Origin of the sequence: Mycolicibacterium pyrenivorans (assembly GCF_025821625.1) — a bacterium.
Classification (GTDB): Bacteria; Actinomycetota; Actinomycetes; order Mycobacteriales; family Mycobacteriaceae; genus Mycobacterium; species Mycobacterium pyrenivorans.
This window is the reverse complement of record NZ_JACKSH010000276.1, coordinates 2,684-2,998: the sequence shown is the minus strand read 5'-3', so window position 1 is coordinate 2,998 and position 315 is coordinate 2,684. Positions and strand designations below refer to the sequence as shown.

The 315-nt window shown below is 66.0% G+C and carries 1 pseudogene; it reads left to right on the top strand.

Features of this window, described 5'->3' with window-relative positions:
* A pseudogene (locus tag H7I57_RS30220) lies at positions 1 to 315 on the top strand (hypothetical protein); the annotation flags it as partial.

Here is a 315-nt window from a genome sequence, read left to right as displayed (position 1 = left end):
CTCACTGGGACGGCGACGATCGCGCAGTATGAGGCGGCGATCAAGGCGGTCACGTTCTCCACCGCCGAGGGCGGGCTGCCGCGCAGCATCACGATCAGTGTGATGGATGAGGCCGAGGTTGAGAGTCTGGCCCCGGGTGTTGCAGTGGTGACGGTGATCGGGCTGCCGCCGGTGATCACCACCATCGGCACCCCGATTTACACGTTGGGTGGGTCACCGGTTCAGGTGGTCTCGGTCGTCGAGGTGCTCGACGCCGACTCCGACGAACTGTCCGGCGCGACGGTGACGATCGTGACCGGCGGCCAGGATGGTGAT